General features: G+C 32.7%; 14 protein-coding genes and 1 tRNA gene. 5 read left to right on the top strand and 10 right to left on the bottom strand.

What is annotated here, in order from left to right; all coding sequences use genetic code 11:
- Positions 1–41: 41 nt before the first annotated feature.
- Entirely contained in the window at positions 42–2,267 is a 2,226-nt protein-coding gene (locus LPC16_RS04715) for an amino acid permease (RefSeq protein WP_407084198.1), read from the top strand.
- Between the two features lie 31 nt (positions 2,268–2,298).
- Here the strand turns inward: LPC16_RS04715 and LPC16_RS04710 are convergent, their stop codons facing one another.
- The 3 genes from LPC16_RS04710 to LPC16_RS04700 form a co-directional block, all read right to left on the bottom strand.
- Positions 2,299–3,102: an MBL fold metallo-hydrolase gene (locus tag LPC16_RS04710; protein ID WP_229637721.1), complete on the bottom strand. Its 804-nt coding sequence runs from the start codon at positions 3,100–3,102 to the stop codon at positions 2,299–2,301.
- A gap of 144 nt (positions 3,103–3,246) precedes the next feature.
- Positions 3,247–3,756 (bottom strand): diacylglycerol kinase family protein, encoded by a 510-nt coding sequence (locus LPC16_RS04705; RefSeq protein WP_040054911.1) that lies wholly within the window; start codon positions 3,754–3,756, stop codon positions 3,247–3,249.
- A gap of 209 nt (positions 3,757–3,965) precedes the next feature.
- Positions 3,966–4,154, bottom strand: a complete 189-nt coding sequence (locus LPC16_RS04700; RefSeq protein ID WP_040054912.1) for a DUF3285 domain-containing protein — start codon at positions 4,152–4,154, stop codon at positions 3,966–3,968.
- Positions 4,155–4,280: 126 nt separating this feature from the next.
- Between LPC16_RS04700 and LPC16_RS04695 the strand changes: the two genes are divergently transcribed.
- A complete protein-coding gene (locus LPC16_RS04695) occupies positions 4,281–5,564 on the top strand; it encodes a TldD/PmbA family protein (protein WP_229636985.1) in 1,284 nt (427 codons plus the stop codon).
- A gap of 104 nt (positions 5,565–5,668) precedes the next feature.
- On the opposite strand, the gene LPC16_RS04690 is transcribed toward LPC16_RS04695, so the two are convergent.
- From LPC16_RS04690 to LPC16_RS04680, 3 genes are all read right to left on the bottom strand, one after another.
- Positions 5,669–7,102: a DEAD/DEAH box helicase gene (locus tag LPC16_RS04690; protein WP_040054914.1), complete on the bottom strand. Its 1,434-nt coding sequence runs from the start codon at positions 7,100–7,102 to the stop codon at positions 5,669–5,671.
- Positions 7,103–7,256: 154 nt separating this feature from the next.
- Positions 7,257–8,576 carry a 30S ribosomal protein S12 methylthiotransferase RimO gene (gene rimO, locus LPC16_RS04685; protein ID WP_040054915.1) on the bottom strand — a complete coding sequence of 440 codons (1,320 nt, stop codon included), beginning with the start codon at positions 8,574–8,576 and terminating at the stop codon, positions 7,257–7,259.
- 333 nt (positions 8,577–8,909) lie between these two features.
- Complete coding sequence (locus tag LPC16_RS04680; RefSeq protein WP_229636984.1) at positions 8,910–9,539, bottom strand: 7-carboxy-7-deazaguanine synthase QueE; 630 nt, start codon at positions 9,537–9,539, stop codon at positions 8,910–8,912.
- 456 nt (positions 9,540–9,995) lie between these two features.
- On the opposite strand from LPC16_RS04680, the gene LPC16_RS04675 reads away from it, so the two are divergent.
- A tRNA-Val gene (locus tag LPC16_RS04675) sits at positions 9,996–10,069 on the top strand.
- Between the two features lie 107 nt (positions 10,070–10,176).
- Here the strand turns inward: LPC16_RS04675 and LPC16_RS04670 are convergent.
- The 4 genes from LPC16_RS04670 to LPC16_RS04655 form a co-directional block, all read right to left on the bottom strand.
- Positions 10,177–11,061, bottom strand: a complete 885-nt coding sequence (locus tag LPC16_RS04670) for a nicotinamide-nucleotide amidohydrolase family protein (RefSeq protein WP_229636983.1) — start codon at positions 11,059–11,061, stop codon at positions 10,177–10,179.
- Positions 11,058–11,594: a bifunctional pyr operon transcriptional regulator/uracil phosphoribosyltransferase PyrR gene (gene pyrR, locus LPC16_RS04665; RefSeq protein WP_040054917.1), complete on the bottom strand. Its 537-nt coding sequence runs from the start codon at positions 11,592–11,594 to the stop codon at positions 11,058–11,060. The genes LPC16_RS04670 and pyrR overlap by 4 nt, the downstream gene beginning before the upstream one ends.
- Positions 11,595–12,016: 422 nt before the next feature.
- The gene (gene rsmD, locus LPC16_RS04660) at positions 12,017–12,559 is read right to left on the bottom strand and encodes a 16S rRNA (guanine(966)-N(2))-methyltransferase RsmD (protein WP_040054918.1); all 543 of its coding nucleotides are present in this window, start codon (positions 12,557–12,559) and stop codon (positions 12,017–12,019) included.
- Between the two features lie 213 nt (positions 12,560–12,772).
- The gene (locus tag LPC16_RS04655) at positions 12,773–15,499 is read right to left on the bottom strand and encodes a valine--tRNA ligase (protein WP_229636982.1); all 2,727 of its coding nucleotides are present in this window, start codon (positions 15,497–15,499) and stop codon (positions 12,773–12,775) included.
- A 700-nt stretch (positions 15,500–16,199) separates the two neighbouring features.
- Between LPC16_RS04655 and LPC16_RS04650 the strand changes: the two genes are divergently transcribed.
- Positions 16,200–17,363 (top strand): GuaB3 family IMP dehydrogenase-related protein, encoded by a 1,164-nt coding sequence (locus LPC16_RS04650; protein ID WP_040054920.1) that lies wholly within the window; start codon positions 16,200–16,202, stop codon positions 17,361–17,363.
- A 294-nt stretch (positions 17,364–17,657) separates the two neighbouring features.
- Complete coding sequence (locus tag LPC16_RS04645) at positions 17,658–18,782, top strand: ABC transporter permease (RefSeq protein WP_229636981.1); 1,125 nt, start codon at positions 17,658–17,660, stop codon at positions 18,780–18,782.
- The last annotated feature ends 8 nt before the right edge of the window (positions 18,783–18,790 follow it).

The raw sequence follows: 18,790 nt of genomic DNA, 5'->3' as shown, positions 1-18,790 counted from the left end.
TATCTGTGATTAATTAGATTTATTTTTAATAACCTGTGAAATTGCTCTTTCAATTTTTTTCCCCCGCCAAAAAAACTAATAAAAAACAAGGATTAGAAACTTTCGGAGGTGTTTATACTCCCTCAACTCTTACTATCCTTGGTGTGATCATGTATCTTCGCTTTGGCTGGGTAGTTGGTAACGCAGGATTGATGGGAGCAATTCTAATCGTTATTCTAGCTAATTCCATAACTTTTTTTACAGCTCTTTCTGTGTGTGCTATAGCTACAGATCGCATTATCAGAACTGGAGGAGCTTACTATATGATCAGTCGTTCTCTTGGTATTGAGACTGGTGGTGCAGTAGGTATTCCATTATATTTTGCTCAAGCTTTGTCTGTCGCTCTTTACACTATTGGTTTTGCTGAAAGTGTTGTGGCTGCTTTCCCTATGCTGAATCTTAATCAACTTTATATTGCTCTGGTTGTAACAATTGGAGTCGGAATAATAAGTATAACGTCAGCAAAAATAGCAATAAAAGCACAATACTTTATCATGGCTGCTATTGCTGTTTCCTTATTATCTTTCTATTTTGGCTATCCTGTTGAAGAAGTTAATGTAGAAATGTGGGTAACTGATAGAGAACCTTTCTGGGCTGTTTTTGCAGTTTTTTTTCCAGCTGTAACAGGCATTATGGCTGGTGTCAATATGTCAGGAGATCTACGTGACCCAATTAGATCTTTACCTATTGGCACTTTAGCTGCTGTAGGTACAGGATTTTTGATTTATATTACATTACCGATATTTTTAGCGATGCGTGCCAATGGCAGTACTTTAATAGCAGAACCCTTAATAATGCAAAGAATGGCACTTTGGGGACCAGCTATTTCTGTTGGAGTTTGGGGAGCAACCTTAAGTAGTGCAATTGGTAGCATATTGGGTGCCCCGCGTATTCTTCAGGCTTTGGCTAGAGATGGTATTTTACCAACATGGATGAGATTCCTAGGTCAAGGTAGTGGCCCAGATGATGAGCCAAAAATAGGAACTTTAGTTACTTTTGTAATAGCTCTTGCAGCAGTGTGTATTGGAGATTTAAATTTAATAGCTCCAATCTTAACGATGTTCTTTTTAACTACCTACTTAGTTTTAAACATTTCTGCTGGGGTGGAAGGTGTATTAAACAGTCCTTCATTTCGTCCTTCTTTTAGAGTACATTGGCTATTCTCATGGTTAGGTGCAATAGGTTGTTTAGGGGTAATGTTTTTAATTGATACGATAGCTACTTGTGTAGCAGGAGTAGTAGTTATAAGCATTTATTTTTGGGTACGTCAAAGAGAATTATCGGCAACTTGGGGAGATGTAAGGCGAGGTGTTTGGATGGCCGTTCTCCGAATGGCTATTTTACAGACTGACCATACTAATGATACTAAAAATTGGCGACCTCAATTTTTAGTATTATCTGGGGCACCAACTAAACGTTGGCCTTTAATTCAGCTAGCACAGGCTCTAACTTATAATCGTGGTTTAATAACTGTTTCTAGTGTTTTGCCTGTAGGTTCACGCGATGTAGCACGACAGGCAATTCTGGAAAAGCGTATTAGAGATTACTTGCAGCGAAGAGGAGTAAAAGCTTTAGTTAGATTGGTAACAGCTCCTGATCCATTTGATGGAGCAGAGCGGTTAGTGGAAACTTATGGCTTGGGATCAATTGTTCCAAATACAATTTTATTAGGTGACTCTCAACAAGCTACTCACCGTAAACGTTATTGTCAAATGATAGCTAATTTTCACAAAGCACAAAGAAATGTAATCGTCTTAAGAGAAAATCCTGATTTATTATATAACCCGTGGAAAGAATCTAAAAATCGTCGTTGCCATATAGATGTGTGGTGGAGTGGTGGAAGACAAGGCAATGGTAGTTTGATGCTAGTTTTAGCCTATTTACTATGCTCTAACCCCCAGTGGAGAAAAGGGAAAATTCATTTGAAGCTAGTAGTTACCGACGAAAGTGCTGTTAAAGAGGCCCAGCAAAATCTAGGAAAATTAGTTCAAGACCTAAGAATTGGTGCGACATCAGAAGTCATTCTTTCTAATGGACGTAATTTTACGACTATTCTAGAACAGTCTTCGATCGGAGCAGATTTTGTGTTTTTAGGTATGCCCTCCCCTGATAAATCATTTGTTCCTAACTATGAAAAGCTACAGCAATGGACTAAAGCATTACCAACAATAATATTTGTGTTAGCTGCTCCGGAATTTAATTTCCATGAAGTTTTAGGAGAGAATTAATTTAGCCATGATGTTGAAGATTTGATATAAGTTAAATTCTTTTATTTACTAATAACGATTCGTGATCAAATATGTATATATGTGTATCCTGTTGAGGCAAATCTTTAGAAGTTAAAGAAAGCTGATCACTATGTATTTTTTTAATATTTGTACTTTTTTCTAATTCTAAAAAGTTATTCAATGGATCAATATCACAATTTTCTGTATCAGCAGCAGAAGTACGGTAATGAGTGGGAATCATTATTTTAGGATTTAAGACTTGCATTGCTTGTCTTCCTTCTACTGCATTATAAGCTTTTGGACCACCACCTACTGGAATACAGGCAATATCAGGATTACCTAATAAAATTTTTTGTTCTAAATCAATTGGTGCTGCTGCTCCACCTAGATGAACTATATGCATACCTGCTTGCGTCCAACGCCAAGCGACATTGTTCCCAAATTGTTTACCACCTTTTCTATCGTGATCAATACTAATACCTTGAAATCCTAATCCATTGATTTTATATACTCCTGGTTCATGCAACATACGAGGAGTACCAGGTAAGCCATCAGCAGCTCCTTCATCCCACATATGACTACTAGTTATAACTAAATCTGCTTCAACATTTGGTAAACGATAACCTGCAGTACATCCAATAGTTAAAAAAGGATTAACTAGAACTCTTAAGCCACCACCGCTAAATAAAAAACATGTATGTCCTAGATACTTAATGGACAAAGTACTTGAATTAGTCTCTTGAGCAGCTAGAGATGAAAAATGAAAACTTGGAAATAACTTAGAAAAAAACAAAGCACTAATGCCAGAATAGGTTATAAATTGTCGTCTTTTCATCATAGATATTAAAAGATAAAATATATTTGTGAACTCTTTAAATACTTAAACTTAAATTAGATTTTAATTGTTGGTAATGCAAAATTAGATGGTAAAAAAATATTATATTATTTTGACTTTAGAAACAGAATTAATTTGCTAATATTATGAGTTAAAATTTGTGTCTATAATGGGTGGAATAATAATGAAAAACGCAACTAATAAAGCTGCAAAAGCCGAGATCAAAACAGAACCTGCAGCACAATCCTTAGCAACTTTTGCTAGTTCGTGATATGATTGACCAACAGTCAAATCAACAATTGATTCCAGAGCTGTATTAAGTAGTTCTAGAATTAGCACCAATGCACAAGTAAGAGTAATAATAGCCATACTAACTGAATTGACTTTTAAAAATCCAGAGATACCAATCGCAATGAATGTCATAGCAGTATGGATGCGGAAATTACGCTGTGTAGCAAAAGTATAGCAGATACCTGTCCAGGCATATTGAAAGCTTAAAAATATATTGGGAGAAATATGCCAAGCCGATTTCCTTCTAATTTCTGAAGGGTATTTTTCTTTAACTAATTGTGAAATATGATTTGGCCTTAGATTAGTAGCATCTGGAAATAATCTAGTAGAAGAAAAGTGGTTCATTTTAAAATCGGCTTTCATAATCTTTAACTTTACTAATTTTTATAAGGAGTAACTTATTTTTTATAAAGCCTATTGACTTCGTATATATTCTAAGTTGAGACTTTTACTAAAGACCAATAATGATTAACAAAGTTTCTTGTTTTAGAAAAAGATATAATGATTTTCTGTTGTTTTAGATACAGTACTTGTAAAATTAATTAGCTTGTAAGTGAGTTTAAACCAAGGTATTAGCGTGTCAAATAGGCAAGACCAATTAAAAAAGCTAGTAGTCCTATAGTAGTTACGAGAAAATGTTTAATGGAAGTAACCTTTTTGCGAACCATATTACGCATAGCTAGTTTAACATAACTAATATCTGGCTCGACATTTTGATCTTTTGATGTATCCTGTTTATTGAATGTAGATTTACTAACCATAAAGTCTCCAAATGTTAATTTTCCAAGATTACTTAATAACTTTATTTTGTAACTTAATAATAGTCTACTGATAAATATTCATTTAGATTCAGTTTCATACACCTAAGATTCTATCATATTAAAGTTATGGATATTGAACTGCAAAAATTAATAGATTCAGCTCTGCGCAAAGGAGCTTCTCATGCAGAAGTTTATCAGTCTAAGCTTAAATCTGATTCTGCTATATTTGAGACTAACAATCTAAAAAGATTAGAAAATTCTCAATCAGAAGGAATAGCTTTACGCTTATGGAAAGAAGGTTCATCAGGATTGGCTGTTGCTTATGGAGATTTTGATAGTGATAAGTTAGTTGATCAAGCGATTATTTTGTCAACTTTAAATAATACTGAAATTATTAAACCTAATCACTCACATATAAATCTTCAACCTCATCAGGGAGAATTTATACCTACTGAGCAACTGATTGCCTCAGGAGAAGATACAATCCGTCAATTAAGAGACATCTATATAGAAGCTATTTGTAGTGGAGAGTTTATTTATTCAGAACAGTTTACATGCTTAGTAAACTCTGTGGGACTTCATTGTGAATATAGTAAATCGTTAGTTAATTATTATCTAGAATTAGAATGTTCAAACGGAAAAGATTTTTTGAGTGTCCATGATACTAAACTAACCCAAGGAAAAATTGAGACTCAACAAATAGCAAAAAATATTTTAGAACGTTTAGAATGGGCGAAAAAAACTACTTCGGCTCCGAAAGGTTATATACCAGTTCTATTTACTCCTAATGGAGCTGCTATGCTTTGGAATACAGTATCTGAGGCTCTCAATAGTAAGTTTGTTTTAGAAAAAACTTCTCCTTGGAGTAACAAGCTACAAAAACAGGTTATGTCAAACTCTCTGACTATATCCCAAAATCCACGATATAAACCTTACACTATTCCTTTTGATGACGAAGGAACTGTTACACAGGAATTATCTTTAATCAAAAAAGGAGATTTACAACAATTTTATAGTAATCTTACTAGTGCAAAAAGATTAGGAATAAAAAGCACTGGCAATGGTTTTCGCCCTAATTTGAAAAGTTACCCAACACCTGTATTAATTAATCTAATAGTAGAGCCTGGAAAAGAAAATTTTAAGGATTTAATCAAGAAGTTAGATTACGGTATTATAGTAGACTTAGTCCTAGGAGAAAAAATTGATATATCTGGGGATTTCTCTGTCAATATAGACTCAGGATACTCTATTCAGGATGGCTCGATAAATGGGAGAATAAAAGACACTATGGTAACAGGTAACGTTTATAAAATTTTAGAAAATATTATTGGTATAGCTAATGATTCACGTTGGGTAAATTCAACTTATGCCCCATCTTTGTTAGCAGAAGGCCTTTCGGTAATTAATTAATTTAAAAAAATAGATTTTCCCATATTGGAGATATAGTTCTGGTATAGGAAATAAATAAATAGTTGGCATTCATATTATATAAATATGAATACCAAGCGCTATGTTTAATGACTTACTGTTTTGCGAATGCTTTTACTAATGCTACGATTATTCTTACTATTCTTGGAGCTATATTTATTAGATTTGCGATTGACAACTGGTTTCGGTGTAGTTGCTTCAGGAACTTCCCAATCAGTTTTCATCCAATCAGGACAGTCTTGATCATAAATCATTTGTAAAGCTGCAGCGGCAATTGCTTGAGGGTCATACTCTGTGCTCAAATCACTTACTAAGGGTAAAAAAGAAGCCATCCTTTCCCCTACTAATGATTCTTTAATCAAATTTTGTAATTTTTCTAGTCTCTTTGCTTCAACTTCTGAACGACTAGGTATTTTGCAAATATCTATTTTTTGACGAAGTTTTCGTTCAATTTGCCGAATCATTCGACGATCAATAGATTCCACGATAGAAATTGCTTTTCCGGTTTTACCAGCTCTTCCAGTACGGCCGATTCTATGAATGTAGGTTTCACTATTATCTGGTAAATCATAGTTAATAACATGGCTCAAACCCTCTACATCTAAACCCCTGGCTGCGATATCCGTAGCTACAACTAATTTTATCCTACCATCTCTAAAGCGATGAACTAATCTTTCTCTCTGAGATTGACTAAGGTTACCATGATACTCATCTACACAATGACCGATTTCTTGCAATCTTGTAGTTAAATCTGAAGCTGTTTGTTTAGTACGAACAAAAATAATAGCTGATTCGGGATCTTCTATTTCTAAAACCGGTTGCAATGCTTTTCGCTTTGACCAGCCTCTAGGAACCATATATATATTTTGCTCTATTCGCGTAGGAGCAGCCTGAGTTTTTTCAACAGATATAGTTACTGGAGATTTTAGAAATTGATTAACAAGTTCTCTTATTTCTCTTGGCATCGTAGCAGAAAAACAGGCAGTATTACGTTGCTCAGGCGTCTTTTTTAAGATAGTTTTTACGTCATCAATAAAACCCATACTAAGCATCTCGTCGGCTTCATCAAGAACGGCCCAGGATAAAGAGTCTAAAATTAGCTTTTTCCGTTCTAAGAGGTCAATAACTCTCCCTGGAGTTCCTACTACAATTTGGACCCCTCGTTCTAGGCTTCTAATCTGTCTATCTATGGACTGGCCACCATAAACAGTTAATATATATAAACGTCGTTCTACTGCAAATTCTTTTAAAGCTTCTGCGACTTGCTGAGCAAGTTCACGAGTAGGAGTCAAGATTAAGACTTGAACGTTAGGATTTTGTATATCAACTTGTTCAAGAATAGGCAAAGAATAGGCTGCAGTTTTTCCCGTCCCTGTTTGTGATTGTCCTAGTACGTCATGTCCTTCTAGCATCAAAGGAATTGCTTTTTCCTGAATCTCAGTAGGGTTTTCAAATCCGAGCTCTTTTAATTTATTGACGCGAATTTCGGATAGTCCTAAGTTCTCGAAAGAAATAGTCATAAGATCGTTATAGTTAATAGGTTTACTGTAAGTTGAAAATTTAACAAGGTATAGTGAAGATTTTAATAATAGTTTTTAAATTACTTATTGTTTTAATTAATGCTATTACTAAGTTATTTTTTGTTTCCACCTTAATGCATATGCAAATAAATATTTAAGTGTCAACAACTTTTCCATAGAGATCATAAGCATCAGCTTTGGTAATTTTAACTGGAATAATTGAATTTAATTGAGCCTCTCCTTTAACAAAAACAACTCCATCTACGTCAGGAGAAAATTTAATTGAACGACCTATATATTGATGAGTTTTTGGATTCTCTTGTTCAATCAATACTTCTATTATCGTGTCAATATACTGTTTATTTTTCTTACTAGAAATAGGCTGCTGTATTTCCATTAAGTAATCTCGCCTTTCTTGAGCTATTTCCAATGGAACTTGATTAAGCATTCTATAGGAAGGAGTTTCTTCCTCTGGAGAAAATACAAAAACTCCTACATGATCGAATTGATGCCTTTTAATGAATTTTACTAAATGTTCGAAGTATTCATCTGTTTCACCAGGAAAGCCAACAATGAAAGTTGTGCGTAAAACAACATTTGGAATAGATGTTTTTATAACTTCAATGATTTCATCATTTACTGTTCCCTTCCAAGGCCGATTCATAGCTTTTAGAATATTAGGATGAGAATGCTGTAATGGTAGATCTAAATAAGGAATGACATTTGGTACTTCTTTAACAGCCTGAAGAACTTCTGTTGTTAATCCGGTAGGATATGCATAGTGAACACGTATCCAAGGAATATTAACTTTTCCTAGCGCTTGCAAAAGCTCGGCTAACTGAGCTTTCCCGTAAAGATCTAGACCATAATTTGTAGTAATTTGCGAAACAAGAATAATCTCTTGTACACCTTGATCAGCTAGTTGTCGGGCTTCTGCGACAATAGATTCGATAGTGCGAGATCTTTGATTGCCTCGCAAATGGGGAATGATACAGAAGGTACAGCGATAGTCACATCCTTCTGCTATTCTTAAATAAGCTACTCCTTCATTAGTAGTTCGATAGCGTGGAATAGTTTCGTCAGCAATAAAAGTAGGTTTTTGAGATATATCTATTACTCTTTCACCCAACTCAACACGTTGAACAGTTTTAACAATGTCTTGATAATTTCCTGTTCCAACGATTGCTACAACTTCAGGTAATTCTTCAAGTAATTGATTTTGAAAATGTTGAGCCATACAGCCAGCAACAATAATTTTTTTATTATTTTCGGCTAACTCTACTAGGGTACGAACTGATTCTTCCCTAGCTTGTTGGATGAAACTACAAGTATTTACAACAACATAATCAGCAAGGTGTTCACTTGAACTAACAGAATATCCTTCTGTTGCTAATAGTCCTAAGATATGCTCTGAATCTATTCGATTTTTCTCACAACCGAGATGTGAAATTGCAATAGCTGGTTTTTTGACCATGTATATTTGGTTTTACCCCTCATCTACCATGGGGCGAAAACTAAGCAAGTCCTTCGGTGTAGCCTTGTGGCTAAAATTGGTATTTGGGATGCTGGTCTGCCCCTTTCGTTTTTTAATATGCTAACAGAAAATTTTTTAAAAAACAAGTTATGTCACTAACTTACTTTCTATAACTATATTTTCAATAATGTGAATTTGACATTAAATATCTTCAAAATCATTGCCCTTCAAATTTTATAGCCGTGAAATAGGTTAAGTACATACAAGTATTTTTTCGAATCAAGACAAAACTATATTCTTTCATGACTTATAAAAGAATATAGTAATTTTTGTTCATCTAATACCTAAAAACTTATGAGTTTGTAAGCTTATACGCCATTCGGGATGTTTACGAATGTAGTTATAAATTAAAGAACTACTTATATCACTATTCCATTCAGGTTGTAGAAAGTTAATTGATTGAGAATTAGTTTTATTTTTTTGTTCTTCCGCCCAATCAAAATCTTTTTGATTAGCTACGATAACTTTTAACTCGCTTGCTTTATCATATATACTTTCATGTGGAATTTTAAAAGGTTTAGGCGAAAGTGTTATCCAATCAAAGTTACCACTAAAAGGATAAGAACCAGAAGTTTCTAAATGGACTTGCATTCCTAAATTTTGTAAGGCATTAGTTAAGGGGAACAAATTGTACATCAAAGGTTCTCCTCCAGTAATAACTATAATACTTGCATTAGCTTTGTGAGCTTCTATAGCTAAAGTTTTAGACGAATATTTTGGGAATGTTTTATGTTTCCATGATTCTTTTTGATCACACCATGGACAGCCAACATTACATCCAGCTAAACGAATAAAAAATGCACTCACTCCCGTCCAAGCACCTTCACCTTGGATAGAATGAAAGATTTCAGCTATAGGATAGGTTATTAAGTCATTCTTATTAAGTTGAATTGATTTTTCCATAATTTTAAGTATTTAGACTTATGGCCTAGAAGTTTTTACCTACATAAAGGTTAGTAAAATTTTTTAATGATTTAATTAAAGAAGCATGATAAATTTATCTAGGTTTCATGGTTTACATTTTTTACTCAATATTTTTCACAAGAAATTCTGTATTTTACTATTTATCAAATGTACTTCAATACTTTATTTTATAAATGTTTAAATACACTAATTATAAGAAATATTTTTGATCCCGATTCATAGTGTTTTCCCAACATTAATTTGTATGTGTACAAAATTTATAAAAAATAAAATCTAAGTTTTTCAGGAATCTGTAGAAAATTATTTCTGAAAGTAATATAGTCTTTTTATCTTATTTTTTTCAAATAGTGGCTCTTGATGTATTTATCAAAAAATAAATCATAGCTTATCTTACGGATGATTATTGCAGGATATTATGTTATATTAAGTTAATAAGGACGTATAGCTCAGTTGGTTAGAGTACATCGTTGACATCGATGGGGTCACTGGTTCGAATCCAGTTATGTCCATTGAATTTCTATTTATATAGTGAACTTAGATATTTTATAATAACTATATGTTTCACATCCATCAAATAATTGAAATTTTATAAATGAATTAGAAAAGATATTATCTATTAACACATATTCAACTTTGTTAACAAGCTTCTTCTCAACTGATCTAGCGCGCTATATTCGCTTAAAGAGCGAATTATATCTCTTTTACAAGATCCAAAGAAACATCTTGTACTACTAACTTTATTTTCAGGATCGGCAATACCAATATAGACTAGACCAACAGGTTTCATTTGTGTTCCTCCTCCTGGCCCAGCAATTCCAGTAATGCTCAATCCCCAAGAGGTTCCTAGTTTCTTTTTAACACCTAAAGCCATTTGTTTTGCAGTATTAGAACTTACTGCTCCATGAATACTTAAAGTTTTTTCTGAGACTTCCAATAAAGATATTTTTGCTTGATTACTATATACAATAATACCTCCAAGAAAATAATTTGAGCTGCCAGGGAAAGAACTAAATATTGCCCCTAAGCCTCCTCCTGTACAAGATTCTGCAACAGAGACTGTATTTTGGTTTTCTCTCAGCAATTTTGCAACAATTTTGATCAAAGTATCATGATTGTGACCATAGTAATTTAATTGGGTAATTTTACGTATTTCTGTAATAGTTGGCTGAACAACAGTAGATGCTTTTTCTATAGAGTTTGCCTTAGTAGATATTTTTAAACATATCTCACCTGGGAAAGTATAAAAATTAATCTTAGTTTGTTTTGAAGTAAATAAATAATCAGTTTTTACACTTAAAGCTAATGCACTAATTCCACGAAAGCGTAATATTCTACTAAAGATAGTTTGCTGATTACGGTGTAGAAAATTTAAGTAGAAAGATATGATTTTTTTATATGCTTCTTTTAATTTTACAAAGATTTCATTGTAAAAATGATATCTATATACAATAGTCTTGACAATACTTACTATGCTTAGAGTCTTTCTTTGTCGCTTATTCATGAATAATTATTTTTTATTAACTCTACTGCATCCCTCCCATCTGTTTCTTGAAAATAAACTTTTACTTGTTCTTTAGATGATGTGGGTAATTTCTTTCCTATAAAGTCAGGATGAATCGGTAGTTCCCGATGACCTCTATCTATTAACACTAATAAGCGAATTATTTCAGGTCTTCCATATTCATTAATAGCATTAAGAGCAGCACGAATTGTTCTTCCTTTATAGATAACATCATCAACTAAAATTACAGTCTTTCCGGTTATATCGAAAGAAAACATAGCCTTAGCCGGAGTTCTCGTTCTGATTCTATCTAAATCGTCTCTATAAAAAGTAATATCTATAGAACCAACAGGAACCTTAAAATCTTCCAATATTTCTATTTGCTGAGCCAACATAAAAGCTAGAGGGACTCCTCTAGTATGAACTCCCAACAGTACAATATCGGATAAGTTTCCCGATTTTTCAATTACTTGAGAGGCTAAACGAGTTAATACTTGTCTTATTTTTTCAGCTGAAAGAATATTTGTTCTCATTTTATTCTTGTCTATTGTGTATTCTTTTAGTTTATTTTCATTTTTAATTTTTAATCAAAAATTCTTTTATTGATGTGTAAGAAAAAAGATTTTACTAATTACTGCAATAATTAGCTTATATAAGTCAAGATATAAAGTATTTCGGTCAAAACGAACTAACTTATCTTATCTAGATTGAGTTTATATAGATCTACAATAAATATGTACTTAAACAGTACTATTACTCTAGTTCTTAATCATTTATTTTTATCATTTTTCTGTTTCCCATTAATTAGAATACAAGAACAAAGTGTTTCCTAAATTTTCTTATAACCCTTTGTAGATTAGAATTTTTGAAACAATAATTTATTTATATTTCACTTCTTGAATATATCATTTATATTATTAAATAAAATTTAGACTAAATCAAAACTTTGCTCTTTTCAATCTAAACTTGACTGATAAAAAGTTAAATTAGTGTTTCCATAATGCTTCTCCTTTATAATTTTTAATCTTTTTATTTCTTTTGCTTTCCATAGTCTTGGATCGTGTTCTACAGCAACTTCTCCATCTTTAGCTAAGATATTTGTTCTTGCAATTAATTCAAGAACAGGTTGATATAAGTTGCTCCTATAAGGAGGATCAAAGTAAATAAAATTAAATTGTTGTTCCTTTAAATTGTTCAGACTTTTTAAAGCATCACCCTTTATTACCTTAAAATCTTGCTCAGAATTCGAAAGTTTTAGCCAATTTGTATTAATAATTGCACAAGCTTTTCCGTATTTTTCAATTCCGACCACTAGGGTCGCACCTCTACAAAGAGCTTCATAACCTATTGTTCCATTTCCTGCACATAAATCTAGTAAACAAGATCCTGTGATTTTACCTTGCCAAATATTAAATAACGCTTCTTTTACTTTTGAAGAAGTAGGCCTTATCATTTGCCCTGATAACGTTTTTAATTTTTGATTCCTATCAATTTTCATTAACTCTTTTATTGTATAGATGTATTAGAATTTACTATTCATAATATATTTTTTAGAATCACGTCAAATAGTAATTATTATTTTTACATTCTGTTTTATTTTCTAATCTAGCATCAAAAAATATTACATCAGTTTATCGATAAAATAATTTACAAGTAAGATTTTATATATAGTTTGTTATCAATAATCAATAAATTGATTATTGATAACAAACTACTCATGCAAGTGTTGAAGACGTTCTCGTAAAATAAAGGTCTGTTGCTTGGCTTCTTCAAGGGCATCTCTTGCTCCTTGAACTACTTCCTTAGGAGCTTTTAGAATAAATTTAGAATTATCTAAGCGCTGTGTTAGGATATTGGCTTCGTTTTCTATCTTATTTAAGTTTTTTTCTAATTTTTGACGAAGAAGGACAATATCAACTACTCCTGATAATGGGATTAAAACCTGTATATTTCTTATTACTCCAGTAAATACTTGCTCTGTTTTTGCTTCTACTTTAGAAACAATAGTTATATTACTTGTCTTCCCTAAATCTTGAATATATTTTTGACCTATTCTCAAAGTATCTTGTGTTGTATTACTTTCGCTCTGTAATATAACAAAGGTTTTTGTTTTAGGTTTGATATCTAATTCAGCACGTAAATTACGAATAGTTTTAATCACATCAAATAATAAATCAAAGAGATTTTCTAAATCTTTATTTACATAATTTAAATCAGGCTTGGGGTATGCTTGTAAAGCTATAAACTCTTTATTCCTTTGTGTCAATGTTTGCCAAATTTCCTCCGTAATATGGGGCATAAATGGATGAAGTAATTTTAATATTCCGTCCAAAACATATGCCAAAGTTTGCTGGGCACCTAAAGAAGAATCTGAATTTTCTAATAATCGAGATTTTACTAATTCGATATATGAGTCACAAAAGCCACTCCAAACAAAATCATATAATCCTTTAGCTGCCTCACCTAGACCGTAATTATTTATATCGTTAATAGTTTGTTCTGTTACTTTTTGAAATCTTGATAATATCCAATAGTCAGCCAAATCCAAATATTCAGGATTAAGAGTTCCGATATCATTTCGAATGTCTTCTTGCAAATTAATTATTACAAATCTCGCAGCATTCCACAATTTATTTGCAAAGTTCCTAGATGCTTCTACAGATTCAGATTCATTAGTTTCTCTATTATATTGCAGGGTTACATCTTGACCAGCTCCCGCAACTTCCTTGATTAAAGTATAACGAAGTGCATCCGTACCATATTTGTCTATTAGAATTAATGGATCTATTCCATTATTAGAAGATTTAGACATTTTTTTACCATTCTCATCTCTCACCAGTCCATGAATATAGACATCTTTGAAAGGCATCTTGTTTGTAAAATATCCTGCCATCATAGTCATTCTTGCTACCCAAAAGAAAATAATATCAAATCCAGTAACAAGGGTACTTGTAGGGTAGTAAGTAGCAAAGTCTTCTGTATTTTCTGGCCAACCTAACGTAGAGAAAGGCCATAAACCTGATGAAAACCAAGTATCTAAAACATCAGGATCCTGCTCCAATATGACATCACTTCCATAGTCCTTATGCGCTTTTCTTAAAGCTTCCTCTTTATCATAAGCTACAATAAAAGGCGTCCCATCAGTTATAGTTCCATTAGTTTGACTAATTACATACCATGCTGGTATTTGATGTCCCCACCACAGCTGACGTGAAATACACCAATCTTTCAAATTTACTAACCAATCTCGATAAACTTTTGTCCATCTGTCAGGAATAAAGCGGGGTGAATTATCTTCGTCTAGAAATTTAAGTGCTTTCTCAGACAGTGGTTTAATTTTTACAAACCACTGTGTAGAAAGTAATGGTTCAATAGGCACTTTACCACGATCACTATATGGAACTGAATGATAATGATCTTCAACTTTAACTAAAAATCCATCTTTTTCTAATCTTGTAACAATATTTTTACGAGCTTCGTAGCGATCTTGTCCCTGAAATTCTCCTGCATTTTCGTTTAGGCTGCCATCTTTATTAAGAATATTAATAAAAGGTAAGTTATGGCGACTACCTATTGCAAAGTCATTAGGATCATGAGCAGGAGTTATTTTTACAGACCCAGTTCCAAACTTTGAATCAACTGATTCATCTGCGACTATTAATATTTCTCGGCCTACAATAGGCAATATTAAAGTTTTTCCAATTAAGTTTTGATACCGTTCATCATCAGGATGAACGGCTACTCCAGTATCACCTAAAATAGTTTCAGGCCTAGTAGTCGCAACGTCTAGATAGCCGCTACTATCTTTTAAAGGATAGCGAAAGTACCATAAATTTCCTTTAACTTCTTTATTTTCTACTTCTAAGTCTGATACTGCTGATAAAGAAGCAGGACACCAATTAATTAGATAGTTACCTCTATAGATTAGTCCTGCTTCATATAATTTTATAAAAGCAGTTTTAACTGCTTTTGATAATCCTTTGTCTAGAGTAAAACGCTCTCTCGACCAGTCAGCAGATAAGCCAACTTGTTTTAATTGACTTACTATTTTGCCTCCTGATGATTTTTTCCATTCCCAAGCTCGCTCAAGAAAATTCTCGCGTCCGATATCATAGCGAGTTTTTTCTTCTTTTTTTAATTGTTTATCCAGAATACTATGAACTGCAATGCTGGCATGATCAGTTCCAGGAAGGCATAACGTATTTTTTCCATTCATTCGATGATAACGGACCAATACATCCATTAAGCAATCCTCAAATGCATGGCCCATATGAAGACTACCTGTAACATTTGGAGGAGGAATAACCATACAGAAAATTTTTTCTTTTTCTATTGTGTTGGCTTTGAATATTTGATGAATTTCCCAAGCTTTTTGCCACTTAGCCTCTGTTAACTTAGGGTCGTATTTGGTTGATAATTCAAATATGTTTGCAGTCATTTAAAATATTAATAATTATTTATTTTTAATTAGATTGTGCCATATCATAAGAATTTCAGTATGGCTAATACGATTAGAGATTAGAAATTAATATTTTTTTCCACTTCGATAATGTAGAGAAGTTGCATCCTTTTGCATTAATCATTTTATTGATAAAACTAATTTTCTTTTTGCCCTGGTTTTGAAAATAATTTCAGATTTTAAAACCAATCTTAGTAAGAATTAGGTAAAAATATTAAAAATATTCAATAACAAAGAGTTATGAGATTATTTATTATGACAAGTGAACTCCCAGCTAGAAAGTTATTTTCACAATATCGATATTAATTTTTATACTTAGTAAGTTTATAAGACTTGGTATTATTTATAGTTCTCAAATTATTAGAGATTGTTATATTGTACTAGTAATTGATAATTTCATTTCTTTATATTGACTTAATCATATTCAGAAGTAAGAAACTATTTTGAGTAATTCTTTTTATTTATCAAATAGTGTACTGAGAAAGTTATTTTTATGATTTGTCATATAGTTAGAAAACTATATGACAAATCGTAGATGATTATTGTATTGTAATATCTTATTAGATTCTAATATATTGAACTGAGTTAATTTTATCAAAATGAAGTTTTTAATTTTATACCCGAAAACTCTAAAAATTTGCTAGCCTAATTTAATACTTAGGGAATGGAATATAAAAACGTGGATATTATTATTGGTTATGGTAAAAAAGCTAAACGAGCATACGGTATAAATGAAATTGCGCTCGTACCTGGCACACGCACCTTGGATCCTGCTCTAATAGACACTAGTTGGACTATTGGAAACATAAAAAGGGATATACCTATTATTGCAAGTGCTATGGATGGGGTAGTAGATACTAAGATGGCTAATCTACTTTCAAATCTTGGGGCTGTAGGCGTTCTGAATCTAGAAGGTATCCAAACTCGTTATGATGATCCTACCCCAATTCTCGAAAAGATTACTTCAGTAGGTAAATCAGAGTTTGTAGAATTAATGCAAAAGCTTTATGCAGAGCCAATCAAACCTGAACTAATAAAAAAAAGAATTGAAGATATTAAATCTACCGGAAGTATTGCTGCAGTTAGTTTAACTCCTCTAGGAGCTTCTAAATATGGAGAAATTGTGGCTAACTCAGGAGCTGATTTATTACTTGTTCAAGCTACAGTAGTTTCAACTAATCATTTAACGCCAGAATCTCTTACTTCTCTCAATTTACAACAGTTTTGTAAGGACATGCCGATACCAGTTATTCTTGGTAATTGTGTTACTTATGAAGTAGCCTTAGAGCTTATGGAAGCAGGGGCTGCAGGAGTATTGGTTGGTATTGGTCCAGGAGCTGCTTGCACATCTAGAGGTGTTTTAGGAATAGGTGTTCCGCAACCTACAGCTATTGCTAATTGCGCTGCAGCACGTGATGAATACTATAAGAAAACAGGAATATATACACCTATCATTGCAGACGGAGGAATTATTACAGGAGGAGATATCTGTAAGTGCATAGCTTGTGGTGCTGATTCAGTAATGATAGGTTCTCCTATAGCCCGTGCGATAGAAGCGCCTGGTAAAGGATATCATTGGGGAATGGCAACACCCTCTCCTGTCTTGCCTAGAGGTACAAGAATAAATGTGGCTACGACAGGAACTATAGAGGAAATTTTAATTGGGCCTGCTAAATTAGATGATGGAACTCATAATTTATTAGGAGCATTAAAGACTAGTATGAGTACATTAGGAGCTCAAAATATAAAAGAAATGCAAAAAGTAGAAGTAGTGATTGCACCTTCTTTATTGACAGAAGGAAAGGTCTATCAAAAAGCTCAACAATTAGGAATGGGTAAATAATAGAAAGAGAGAGAATAAAATTCCTTATTTATTCTCTCTCTTTCTATCTACTGTTAAATTTTAATTAATAATTGTTATAAGCTAAAGTCGTTTTATAAGTAATATTACACTTCTTATCAAGCTACTAAATTAACAAGCAAGAGTTAACTGAACTATAAAAAATGTTTTAATAAATTCTTCTAATTGTATATTATTAAATAATATTACTTATGTAGTGATTAGCCCACTATCTATACAGTTCATATCTTTTAAACATCACCTGGCTTTTAATAAATAAAATATAAAGCTAAAATCATGAACCTATGGCAAAGACTTAAAAATAATCATCTAGCACTTCTTGGGATAGCTATACTAACTGTCTTGTATGTAATTGTTATTGCTGCAGATTTTGTTGCTCCGTATAATCCTTATTCATCTCAATTAGATGGTTCTTTGTTACCTCCTACACCAATTTATTTGACAATTCAGGATGGACCACTTAAAGGTAGATATATTGGTCCTCATGTTTATCCAGCTAGTCAAAGTCCTACAAATATTGAGACAGGAAAGCGTAACTTAAATATCAATTTTCATGATCCATCTCCTATACGTTTATTTGTAAAAGGAAGTAGGTATAAATTATTAAATATACGTATTCCCTTACCTCCCTCTTTTGAAGAAGTTGAACTATTCTCTGGAATTCCAATAGATATCCATCTTATGGGAACTCTGGGTACAGGAAAATTAAACTTATTAGGAACTGATGAACAAGGAAGAGATCAGTTTAGCCGATTATTATTTGGGGGAAGGGTTAGTTTATTTATTGGTTTACTAGGAATTATGATATCTTTTCCGATAGGTATAGTTCTTGGAGGTATTTCTGGGTATTTTGGCGGATGGATTGATGTAGTTTTAATGCGCTTGGTAGAAGTTTTAATGACGATTCCAGGGATCTATCTGTTAGTTGCTTTAGCTACGATAATTCCTCCAAGTTTAAGCAATACACAACGATTTATTTTAATAATTCTAATTACCTCTTTTATTGGATGGTCAGGACTTGCCAGAGTCGTCAGGGGGCAAGTGCTTTCTTTTAAAGATCAGGAATTTGTTCAAGCTGCTAAGGCCATGGGAGCAACTAATAAAAGAATCATTCTTCACCATATATTACCGCAGACAGCAACTTATATTGTTATTTCTGCTACACTAACAGTTCCTGAATTTATTGTATCAGAATCAGTTTTAAGCTTAATTGGTTTAGGGATCCAACAACCTGATGCTAGTTGGGGAAATTTACTCTCAGTATCTACTAATGCATCAATCTTAGTATTACAACCTTGGTTAATTTGGCCTCCAGCTCTTGCAATTATTTTAACAGTTTTATCTTTTAACTTACTTGGAGATGGCTTAAGAGATGCCTTAGATCCAAATACTTCTGAGTAATAAAAATT

The sequence above is a fragment of the cyanobacterium endosymbiont of Braarudosphaera bigelowii genome (assembly GCF_020885515.1).
In the GTDB taxonomy this organism is placed as follows: Bacteria; Cyanobacteriota; Cyanobacteriia; order Cyanobacteriales; family Microcystaceae; genus Atelocyanobacterium; species Atelocyanobacterium thalassa_A.
Note: the sequence above shows the minus strand (reverse complement) of the source record. Positions and strands in the feature narration are given on the sequence as shown.